This is a genomic window from Polaromonas sp., from assembly GCF_018780625.1.
Classification (GTDB): domain Bacteria; phylum Pseudomonadota; class Gammaproteobacteria; order Burkholderiales; family Burkholderiaceae_C; genus Polaromonas.
In genome coordinates this window covers 1-8,881 of record NZ_JADMJK010000039.1, presented here as the reverse complement: position 1 = coordinate 8,881, position 8,881 = coordinate 1, and the positions used below count along the sequence as shown (strand labels likewise).

Sequence of the window (8,881 nt, the reverse complement as noted above, 5' to 3'; positions counted from 1 at the left end):
GTGCAGGAGCTGACGGGCACGGCGCCCACGGTGATTTTTCTGCCGCATTTCGTGGGCCTGGACGCGGCCTGGGCCGGCGTTGCCCAGGCGGCGCCCCGGCTGTCGACCACCATTTACACCGACCAGTCGAACAAGTTGGTGGACCAGTGGATACTGCGCGGCCGCCAGCGATTTGGCCACCTGCGGCTGTTTGGGCGGGTCGAGGGCGTCAAACCCATCGTGACCGCGCTACGCCAGGGGCAGCCGCTGTACTTGCTGCCGGACATGGATTTTGGCGCTGAAGAGTCCGTGTTTGTGCCGTTTTACGGCGTGCAGACCGCCACTGTGCCGTCACTGTCACGCTTTGCCCGACTGGGCCGGGCCAAGGTGGTGCCGCTGTTGCCGCGCCTGACCCAAGCCGGGTACGAGGTGCAGGTGCTACCCGCCTGGGACGATTTCCCGAGCGATGACCCGGTGGCCGATACCGCCCGCATGAACGCCCGCCTGCAGGACTATATTGCGACCATGCCGGCGCAGTATTTTTGGGTCCACAAGCGCTTCAAAACCCGGCCTGCTGGCGAGCCTTCGCTGTACTGAACTGCGGTGGCAAACTGCCAGGGTAAAAAAACGGATCTAGCGCAGGAATTCCTGCAGATACGCGGCCACCAGCGCGGGTTGCTCGTGCACGATCCAGTGCGTGGCGCCGTCCACGCGGCGCAAGGTCATCTGCGGCACAAAGTCGTCCAGTCCGTCGAGTAGCGCCGGGAGCAGGGCGGTGTCGCCCGTGGCCCAGATCACCAGGGTGGGAAGGTGGACTTCCAGCATCGCCCGGGGAATCGTCACGGCGGCCGCAGCGGGGTCGTGGTGCGGTGGTCCGGGTCGGGCGGGGCGCAAGGGCGAGGCCCTGTAATAGTTGCAGGGGCCAGTCAGCCCTTGTGCCCATACCGCGCGGTATTGCGCCTTGACGGCGTCGCTCAGCCAGGCATGTGGGCCGTCTTGGGCGCCCATGGCGGTAAAAAACGCCCACAGCCGGCGGAAATCGTCTTCGGCCAGCAGTGCTTCGGCGTCAGGGCGGATCAGAAAATTCATGTATGCGCTGGCGGCCCGCTGGGCTGGCGAATGCTGCAGTTCGCGCAAGAAAGTACCCGGGTGCGGCGAGTTGATGATGGCCAGCTTTTTCATGCTGGCTGGCTGGGCCGCCGCCAAATTCCAGGCCACCGCGCCGCCCCAGTCGTGCGCGACCAGGCATTCAACCTGGCCGCCTTCCAGTGCAATCAGCGCCGCAATGTCTTGCACCAGGTGCTTGGGCCGGTAGGCGGCCACGTCGGCGGGTGCGCTGGATTGTTCAAAGCCGCGCAGGTTTGGGGCGATGCAGCGGTAGCCGCCGTGCTCGGGCTGCGAAAAATGCGCCAGCAACGCGTCCCAGACAAAGGCCGCCTCGGGGAAACCGTGCAAAAACATCAGCACCGGCCGGCCTTTGTCGCCAGTGCTGCGGCACGACAGGGTGATGCCGTGCGGCAGGCTGTGCAGACTGGTTTCAATCATGGTGCTGCGTGATTTGTCGCCGCGTTCAGGATGCGTCGGGCGAGTCCGTTTCTTCGTCCTCTTCAATGACGGGTGCGGCCTTGGCGGCTTTCACCGGCTTTTCAGGCGGATGCGCCCAGTCCCAGAGGTGCTGGGCGACTTCTTCAACGCCCTGGCGCTTCAATGCAGAAAAGAGTTTCACATCGCCGCCGCCGGCCTGCAGCTTGACGATCGACAGCGCCTTGGCCGCTTCGGCTTTGTTGAGCTTGTCCGATTTGGTCAGCAGCACCAGAAACTTGAGGCCTTCGACCACCCGGGGCCGGATCACGTCGAGCAGGATTTCGTCGAGCTCGGTCAGTCCCAGGCGCGGGTCGCACAGCAGCACCACGGCCTTGAGGTTGTCGCGGGTCTGCAGGTAGTTGCCCATCACCTGTTGCCAGCGGTACTTGGCTTGCTTGGGAACGGCCGCGTAGCCGTAGCCGGGCAAGTCGGCCAGCATGGCGTCGGTCACGCCCTGCTTGCCCAGTGAAAACAGGTTGATGCTTTGCGTGCGGCCCGGGGTTTTGGAGGCAAACGCCAGCCGGTGCTGCTGCGTCAGGGTGTTGATGCAGGTGGACTTGCCGGCATTCGAGCGACCCACAAAAGCGATTTCAGGCACGTCCAGCCGGGGCAGGTGTTGCAACTCGGGCGCGGTGGTGAGGAACTTGGCCGTGTGCAGCCAGCCCATGGCGATCTTGGGATTCGGCAAGGCCGGCGTTGCATTGGCGGGCGTGCTGGACGGAGGGGTCGGGTCGGAAGAAGTCATGATGGGGCAGTCCCTGGAGGGCGGTTGCAGGCGGTGGCGTGCGGTAAAGAGGGTGATAGAGTATCCGTCAGCAAGGTCTGTGACAGACTCTAGGCCGGCGCGGCAAGGCCCGAGTCATCAGTGCCGCCGCTAAGCATTGTAAAATCAGCGCGTTAAAAGTATTGTGCGCCCAACCAATTAAAACCCGATATGAACCTGCTTGCTACCTCTTTGCTGTCCGCTGTGCTGACCCTGTCTGCCGTGTCGTCATTTGCCGCCGGCGAGGCAGTACCCGCTGCCGCTGCAGCGGCACCCGTTCAGGTCGCCAAGCCTGATCTCGTCAAGGGCGCGGCCAGTTTCACGGCAATGTGCGCCAGCTGCCACGGCGTGGGCGGCAATTCGGGCATTGCTGCCAATCCCAAGCTGTCGCAGCAGCACCCTGAATACCTGGTCAAGCAGTTGCAGGAGTTCAAATCCGGCAAGCGCCAAAACGCCATCATGAAGGGTTTTGCGTCCGGCCTGTCGGACGACGACATGAAGAACATTTCTTACTGGGCCGCATCGCAAAAGGCCACGCCCGGTTTTGCCAAGGAAAAAGACCTGGTCACGCTGGGTGAGCGCATCTACCGCGGCGGTCTGTCGGATCGCCAGATTCCCGCTTGCGCCGGCTGCCACAGCCCGAGCGGTGCCGGCATGCCCGCGCAGTATCCGCGCCTGAGCGGGCAACACGCCGAGTACACGGCCGCGCAGCTGACTTCCTTCCGTGACGACGTTCGTAAAAACAGCCTGCAGATGAACCAGGTCGCCGCCAAACTCAACGACCGCGAGATTCGCGCCGTGTCGGATTACATCGCTGGGCTGCGTTAACCCATAGGGCTCAAAGGCCTGGCCGGGCGGGCCAGCGCTTTTAAAGTCATAATACATGCAGATTGACTGATGTATTGAACTTGAGTCCGCAAACGCACTCACATCAAGGCGGGTCTTTCTGAGGAAAGTCCGCTTTTTTGTTTTTTTGCTGATACCTTTCGCTGCATCGCTTTGCTGGCATTGACTCAGCAGTCCCTTTGTCCCGACATCAAACCCGATTTCACGCATGACTGTATCCACCGAAGGTATGAAAGTGAACTGGGGCTCCCGCACCCTGCGGGCGTCTCTTGAACTGCTGTCGTCCATGCGGTTTTCGATTTCGCTGCTGACGGTGATTTGCATTGCCTCGGTGATTGGCACGGTGCTCAAGCAGCAAGAGCCGCTGAGCAATTACGTCAACCAGTTCGGTCCCTTCTGGGCGCAGGTCTTCAATACAGCCAGCCTCAGTACCGTCTACAGCGCCTGGTGGTTTTTGTTGATCCTGGCTTTTCTGGTGGTCAGCACCAGCCTGTGCATTGCCCGCAACGCCCCCAAAATCCTGGCCGACCTGAACCAGCTCAAGGAAAACGTCCGCGAGCAAAGCCTGAAGGCCTTTGGCCACCGCGCTGAAGCGGCGCTCACCGAGTCCCCGGAAGGGGCGGCCCGGCGCATTGGCCAGACCCTGGTGCAAAGCGGCTGGAAGGTCAAGCTCCAGCAGCGCGACGCGGGCTGGATGGTGGCCGCCAAAAAAGGCGCTGCCAACAAGCTGGGCTACATTGCGGCGCACAGTGCCATCGTGCTGGTCTGCGTGGGCGGTCTGCTGGATGGCGACATGATGGTGCGCGCACAGATGTGGCTGGGCGACAAGTCGATTTTTACCGGTGGCGGCCTGATTGCCGATGTGCCGCTCAAGCACCGGCTGGCCGACAACAACCCCACGTTTCGCGCCAACCTGCTGGTGGCCGAGGGCACGCAGTCCAGCACGGCCATTTTGAATCAGCCCGGCGGCGTGCTGCTGCAGGAACTGCCGTTTTCAGTGGAACTGAAGAAATTCAGTGTGGAGTACTACTCCACCGGCATGCCCAAGCTGTTTGCCAGCGACATCATTATTCATGACAAGGAAACCGGCGACAAGATTCCAGCGCGGGTCGAGGTCAATCACCCGGTCAAGCACCGGGGGGTCGAGATCTTTCAGTCCAGCTTTGACGATGGCGGCTCCAGTGTCACGCTCAAGGCCATTCCCATGGCGGCAGCCAGCAAGCCCTTCGAAATTCAGGGCACGATTGGCGGCTCCAGCAGCCTGAGCAATGGCCAGGGTACCGACGCAGAAAAAATGACGCTTGAATACACCGCGCTGCGGGTCATCAACGTCGAAAACTTCTCGGCCGATGGCAACATGGGCAGTGGCGCGGGGGTGGATGTACGCAAGGTCGATTTGCGTCAGTCCCTGGACAAGCAACTGGGTGCTGCCAACAAGACAGCGACCCAGAAGGAGTTGCGCAACGTCGGCCCCAGCGTCAGCTACAAGCTGCGTGATGCCTCGGGTCAGGCGCGTGAGTATCAAAATTACATGCTGCCGGTGCAGGTCGATGCCAGGCCGGACAGCCCGGCTGTGTACCTGCTGGGCGTGCGCGAAACACCCGCCAACCCTTTTCAGTACCTGCGCATTCCCGCCGATGCGGAAAGCAGCATGGAAACCTTTTTGCGGCTGCGCGCCGCACTGGCCGACCCGGCGCAGCGCGAGCGGGCCGTGCAACGCTATGCCCGCCAGGCCGTGGGCACCGACAAGCCGGAGCTCGCCCTGCAACTCGCCGCTTCGGCGTCGCGTGCGCTGGCCTTGTTCGCCGGTGATGTCCCTGATGCCGGGGGCGCGGCGGCCGGCAAGGCCAAACCGGCGGCGGGTCTGCAGGCCATGTCTGACTTCATGGAAAACAACGTGCCAGAAGCCGAACGCGACCGCGCCGGCGAGGTGCTGATCCGCATCCTGAACGGCTCGCTGTTTGAACTGATGCAGATGACGCGCGAGCAGGCCGGGCTAAAACCCCTGCCGCAAGACGAGAAAACGCAAAACTTCATGTCCCAGATGGTGCTGAGCCTGTCGGACGCGCACCACTATCCGGCGCCCATGGCCTTTGAACTCAAGGACTTCACGCAGGTCCAGGCCAGTGTGTTCCAGGTGGCGCGCGCGCCGGGCAAGACCATTGTGTATCTGGGCTGCGCTTTCCTGATTCTGGGCATATTTGCCATGCTCTATGTGCGCGAGCGCCGCGTCTGGGTGTGGCTGGCGCCGCGCGATGCGGCCTATGATTCGGCGTCCGTTTCTGCGGATGGCAGCCAGGCCACCATGGCCTTGTCCACCAACCGTAAAACCATGGATGGTGACAAGGAGTTTGAGATGTTGAAAACGAAACTGTTGCAGGTGCCTTCATGAACAACCCAAGTATCAACACCACCACGACCCTGTCGGCCGGGCGAAACAGCACCACGCTGAGCCTGAACGAGGGCTATTTCGCCAGGCGCAACGCGCTGGACTGGATTTTTGCGGTGCTTGTGGCGGGCGGTTTTCTTTATGCCCTTGCGCGCTACAGCGCCTACATGGACGTGTACGAGAAGGGCATCTTGCTAAGCACCATTCCGGCCACCATTGCCATGGGGTGGTTCTGGCGGCCCTTGCGCGTGCTGATGGCGCTGGCTGCCGGTTTTTCCCTGTTGGGCATTGCGTCTTACCAGGGCGACCTGGCGCGGGCCGAGCAGGTGTTCTGGCTCAAGTATTTTCTGTCCAGCCAGTCGGCCATTTTGTGGATGAGCGTGCTGTTTTTCATGAGCACCATTTTCTACTGGGTCGGGATGTTTGCCGGACGTGCTGGCTCCAGCCAGAGCCGCTCGTTCGAATTGCTGGGCTCCAAAATCGCCTGGGTGGCGGTGGGCATGGCGCTGATCGGCACGCTGGTGCGCTGGTATGAAAGCTACCTGATCGGCGCTGACATCGGCCATATCCCGGTTAGCAACCTGTACGAAGTGTTCGTGCTGTTTTGCTGGATGACGGCCGCGTTTTACCTTTATTTTGAAGAGCAGTACAACACCCGCGCACTGGGTGCGTTCGTGATGCTGGTGGTCAGCGCGGCGGTCGGGTTCTTGCTCTGGTACACGGTCGTGCGCGAAGCCCACGAAATCCAGCCGCTGGTGCCCGCCCTGAAAAGCTGGTGGATGAAGATCCACGTGCCCGCCAACTTTGTCGGCTACGGCATGTTTGCGCTGGCGTCCATGGTGTCCCTGGCCTACCTGGTCAAGCAGCAGGCCGACGAGAAGCGCTGGTACAAACTCACGCCCTTGTGGATGCTGGGTGTGGTGCTGTGTTTTGTGCCGATTGTTTTCCGTAAATCCCTGACCAGCGACAGCAACTACTGGATCATTTATCTGCTGGTGTCGGGCCTGGTCGTGTCCACCATCTTGCTGGGCCGCAAGCGCATTGCCGAGCGCCTTCCCAGCTTTGAAGTGCTCGACGATGTGATGTACAAGGCGATTGCCGTCGGTTTTGCCTTCTTCACGATTGCGACGGTCCTGGGTGCGCTGTGGGCGGCCGAAGCCTGGGGCGGCTACTGGAGCTGGGACCCGAAAGAAACCTGGGCCCTGATTGTCTGGCTCAACTATGCCGCCTGGCTGCACATGCGCCTCATGAAGGGCTTGCGCGGCACGGTGGCCGCCTGGTGGGCGCTGGTGGGCCTGGCTGTGACCACGTTCGCATTCCTGGGCGTCAATATGTTTTTGTCCGGGCTGCACAGCTACGGAACCTTGTAGCGGCCAGGGGTATTTATTTGTTTGAATCCTTGTAAGAGTCGGCTGCGTATAAAGACTAACGTTCAGGCACATTACAAGGACTTCTTCATGCGCATCAAGACCCACACCAGCGGATTCGACCACCTCATTCCCAGCGAAATCACGCCGCAAAGCGCCTACCAGGGCCGGCGCGAGATGATCAAGCTGATGGCCACGGGCGCTGCAGGCGCGGCGCTGGCCGGCTGGGCGGGGCGCCAGGCGCTCGCGCAAACCATGCAGCGGCCGGGCAAGCTGGCGGCCCTGCCGGGTGCCAAATCGGCGCTGGCAGGTGCGGTGACGATGGAAAAAATCACTGATTACAAAGATGCGGCCAGCTACAACAACTTCTACGAGTTCGGGACGGACAAGGCCGACCCGGCCAGGAATGCCGGAACGCTGCCCGTCAAGCCATGGTCCGTTGCCGTGGAAGGGCTGGTCAAGCAGCCCCGCAGCTACACGCTCGAAGACCTGATCAAGCTCAGCCCGCAGGAAGAGCGCATCTACCGCATGCGCTGCGTCGAGGGCTGGTCCATGGTGATTCCATGGGTGGGTTACTCGTTGTCGGCGCTCATCAAGAAGGTCGAGCCGCTGGGCAGCGCCAAATACGTCGAGTTCATCACCCTGGCCGACCCCAAGACCATGCCGTTTGTGGGTTCCCGCGTGCTTGAATGGCCCTACGTGGAGGGCCTGCGCCTGGACGAGGCGATGAATCCGCTGGCGTTGTTGACCTTTGGCATGTACGGCGAGGTGCTGCCCAACCAGAATGGCGCGCCGGTGCGCCTGGTGGTGCCCTGGAAATACGGCTTTAAAAGCGGCAAGAGCATTGTCAAGATACGCTTTACCGACAAGGAGCCGCGCACCGCCTGGAACAAGGCGGCCGCGCAGGAATATGGGTTTTACTCCAACGTCAACCCCACGGTGGACCACCCGCGCTGGAGTCAGGCGACCGAGCGGCGGATTGGCGAGGACGGTCTGTTTGCCAAGAAGCGCAAGACCCTGATGTTCAACGGCTATGAAGCGCAAGTGGGCCAGCTTTACGCGGGCATGGATCTCAAGAAGTTCTTCTGATGCTGTCCGGTCAAAGGCTGTTGATGCACCCGGCAGCCAAGCCGCTTGTTTTTGTGCTTTGCCTGCTGCCGTTTGCATGGCTTTTTTATGGCGCACTGACCAACCAGCTGGGGGCTAATCCGGCGGAGGCGCTGATCCGCGCCCTGGGTGACTGGACGCTGCGCTTTATCTGCATCGTGCTGGCGGTCACGCCCCTGCGTGTCATCAGCAGCACGCCTGCGCTGGCGCGCTTTCGCCGCATGCTGGGCTTGTTTGCCTACTTTTATGCCGTGATGCATTTGCTGAGCTACAGCTGGTTCGACATGGGCTTTGACGTTGGCGACATCCTCGCGGACATCATCAAGCGGCCCTTCATTCTGGTGGGTTTTCTGGCCTTTGTGCTGCTCATGCCGCTGGCGGCCACGTCTTTTAACGCCGCCATCAAGGCCATGGGCGCCAAACGCTGGCAATGGCTGCACAAGCTGGTCTACCTGATTGCCGGCTTGGGCTTGCTGCATTTTTTCTGGATGCGTGCCGGCAAGAACAACTTCACGGAAGTGTTTGTCTATGCCGCCATCTTGGCCTTGCTGCTGGGCTGGCGCGTGCAGCAGTTCTTAAGGAAAAAGAAGCTTCAGCCCTCAAGCAGTGGACATATCAAGCTATCGTAATAGTAGCAAGAAGATTTTTAATCGCCTTGCCCCTTGCCCCTTGCCCCATGCCCTGCAGGCACTAGCCGGCCACCAGTTGCTCCTGACGCATCTGGTCTTGCGCAGTTTCACGGCGGCGAATCAAATGCACTTGGTGGCCATCTACCAGCAACTCGGCGGCGCGGCCGCGCGTGTTGTAGTTGCTGGCCATGCTCATGCAGTAAGCGCCCGCTGACAG

The 8,881-nt window shown here is 61.3% G+C and carries 7 protein-coding genes and 2 pseudogenes; 6 read left to right on the top strand and 3 right to left on the bottom strand.

The window, feature by feature from the left end:
- Positions 1-576 (top strand): annotated as a pseudogene (locus IV091_RS03150) (lipid A biosynthesis acyltransferase); the annotation flags it as partial.
- A gap of 36 nt (positions 577-612) precedes the next feature.
- Here IV091_RS03150 and IV091_RS03145 read toward each other — a convergent pair.
- Complete coding sequence (locus IV091_RS03145; RefSeq protein WP_293464999.1) at positions 613-1,524, bottom strand: alpha/beta fold hydrolase; 912 nt, start codon at positions 1,522-1,524, stop codon at positions 613-615.
- A gap of 25 nt (positions 1,525-1,549) precedes the next feature.
- A complete protein-coding gene (gene yihA, locus IV091_RS03140) occupies positions 1,550-2,308 on the bottom strand; it encodes a ribosome biogenesis GTP-binding protein YihA/YsxC (RefSeq protein ID WP_293464998.1) in 759 nt (252 codons plus the stop codon).
- Positions 2,309-2,497: 189 nt separating this feature from the next.
- Between yihA and IV091_RS03135 the strand changes: the two genes are divergently transcribed.
- The 5 genes from IV091_RS03135 to IV091_RS03115 all read left to right on the top strand — a co-directional run bounded on the left by IV091_RS03135 (position 2,498) and on the right by IV091_RS03115 (position 8,664).
- On the top strand, positions 2,498-3,154 hold the full coding sequence (locus IV091_RS03135; RefSeq protein ID WP_293464995.1) for a c-type cytochrome: 657 nt from the start codon (positions 2,498-2,500) through the stop codon (positions 3,152-3,154).
- Between the two features lie 226 nt (positions 3,155-3,380).
- Positions 3,381-5,564 carry a cytochrome c biogenesis protein ResB gene (locus tag IV091_RS03130; protein ID WP_293464992.1) on the top strand — a complete coding sequence of 728 codons (2,184 nt, stop codon included), beginning with the start codon at positions 3,381-3,383 and terminating at the stop codon, positions 5,562-5,564.
- A complete protein-coding gene (gene ccsB / locus IV091_RS03125; protein ID WP_293464989.1) occupies positions 5,561-6,931 on the top strand; it encodes a c-type cytochrome biogenesis protein CcsB in 1,371 nt (456 codons plus the stop codon). Before IV091_RS03130 ends, ccsB begins: the two co-directional genes overlap by 4 nt.
- 87 nt (positions 6,932-7,018) lie before the next feature.
- On the top strand, positions 7,019-8,017 hold the full coding sequence (gene msrP, locus IV091_RS03120) for a protein-methionine-sulfoxide reductase catalytic subunit MsrP (RefSeq protein ID WP_293464986.1): 999 nt from the start codon (positions 7,019-7,021) through the stop codon (positions 8,015-8,017).
- On the top strand, positions 8,017-8,664 hold the full coding sequence (locus IV091_RS03115) for a protein-methionine-sulfoxide reductase heme-binding subunit MsrQ (RefSeq protein ID WP_293464984.1): 648 nt from the start codon (positions 8,017-8,019) through the stop codon (positions 8,662-8,664). The genes msrP and IV091_RS03115 overlap by 1 nt, the downstream gene beginning before the upstream one ends.
- Before the next feature lie 61 nt (positions 8,665-8,725).
- Here IV091_RS03115 and IV091_RS03110 read toward each other — a convergent pair.
- Positions 8,726-8,881, bottom strand: a pseudogene (locus IV091_RS03110) (diaminopimelate decarboxylase); the annotation flags it as partial.

Coding starts and splice junctions, on each gene's coding strand:
- IV091_RS03145 (WP_293464999.1), bottom strand. CDS start 1,524: ATGATTGAAACCAGTCTGCACAGCCTGCCGCACGGCATCACCCTGTCG.
- yihA (WP_293464998.1), bottom strand. CDS start 2,308: ATGACTTCTTCCGACCCGACCCCTCCGTCCAGCACGCCCGCCAATGCA.
- IV091_RS03135 (WP_293464995.1), top strand. CDS start 2,498: ATGAACCTGCTTGCTACCTCTTTGCTGTCCGCTGTGCTGACCCTGTCT.
- IV091_RS03130 (WP_293464992.1), top strand. CDS start 3,381: ATGACTGTATCCACCGAAGGTATGAAAGTGAACTGGGGCTCCCGCACC.
- ccsB (WP_293464989.1), top strand. CDS start 5,561: ATGAACAACCCAAGTATCAACACCACCACGACCCTGTCGGCCGGGCGA.
- msrP (WP_293464986.1), top strand. CDS start 7,019: ATGCGCATCAAGACCCACACCAGCGGATTCGACCACCTCATTCCCAGC.
- IV091_RS03115 (WP_293464984.1), top strand. CDS start 8,017: ATGCTGTCCGGTCAAAGGCTGTTGATGCACCCGGCAGCCAAGCCGCTT.